2 pseudogenes are annotated in these 1,270 nt (G+C 42.0%); one reads left to right on the top strand and one right to left on the bottom strand.

Features of this window, described 5'->3' with window-relative positions:
- Positions 1-236, bottom strand: a pseudogene (locus ACYVTD_RS13100) (hypothetical protein); the annotation flags it as partial.
- 51 nt (positions 237-287) lie between these two features.
- Here ACYVTD_RS13100 and ACYVTD_RS13105 point away from each other — a divergent pair.
- Positions 288-1,270, top strand: a pseudogene (locus ACYVTD_RS13105) (GH36-type glycosyl hydrolase domain-containing protein); the annotation flags it as partial.

Consider the following 1,270-nt stretch of genomic DNA (forward strand, 5'->3'; position numbering starts at 1 on the left):
GAAGGAGTAATAACAAATAGCGCCGGTTCAAAACATGTTTTACGCGATACCCAATATTTATTGTCCCGCCTAAAAGCGATTTTCCGAGCGTCAAGGTAAGCGCCTATTTCTATTGTCAGTTGTTTTTTTAGTTTATGTCCCGATGCCTGCATACAATCCGTAATATCTTCCAAAGTAAACGGTTCGCTTACATTTTCGAGAAATTCATAAAGCGCTTCTTCCTGTTCCAAATCCATTAGTTTTATGATAGATTAAAATATCTTATAAATTCAATATGGAGAATTACAATGAAATATGGTTATTTTGATTCTGAAAAACGCGAGTATGTTATTGATAAGCCAGATACGCCCGCTCCTTGGGCGAATTATTTGGGTTCTCCCGCCTATGGTGCGATTATTTCCAACAATGCGGGCGGTTACAGCTTTGTAAAAAGCGGCGCGGCGGGAAGGTTGATACGTTACCGTTTTAACGAGCAAGACCGCCCAGGACGCTATGTCTATCTTCGAGACGATGAAACTGGCGATTACTGGTCTGCCTCGTGGCAGCCTGTAGGCAAGCCGTTGAATCAATATAAGTCGATATGCCGTCATGGGACGGGCTACACTCAGCTTGAGGCGGATTACAAGGACATACACTCGCAGGCACTCTACTATGTGCCGCAAGACGCTGACTACGAAGTGTGGAAAGTCAAAGTAACAAATACCGGAAGTAAGGCGAGAAAAATTTCCTGTTTTGGTTTTGTTGAATTTACCTGTGAAAGTTTTTACGAGCAGGATCAGGTAAATCTTCAATATACCCAGTTTATTACCCGCACTTATTTTAAAGAAAAATTTATTTTGCAGACAATAAACGAAAACTGTTTAAATGCCGTAAACGAAAGCAGAGTTGACACTCGTTTTTTCGCTCTTGTCGGAGCAAAGGTCGCAAGTTACTGCGGAGATCGCGCCTCATTCTTGGGTAAATATCGCGATTACGGAAATCCCGTCTCAGTAGAGAACGGCAAACTTGACGGCACTCTTAACTACAACTTGAATCCCTGCGGCGCGTTGCATACAACTTTTGATCTTGCTCCCAATGAAACAAAGGAATTTATTTTCCTCTTGGGACAAAAACGTGAAGCACAGGCAAATGAAATTGTGTCGCGTTACGAAGACACAAGTCTGCCCGAAAAAGAAATTGACAAATTAAAAACTTACTGGCATAGCCGCCTTGCCAATTTTAAAGTGAACACCCCCGACGACAGCTTTAACAACATGATCAATACATGGAA

The sequence above is a fragment of the Treponema sp. R6D11 genome, assembly GCF_054786075.1.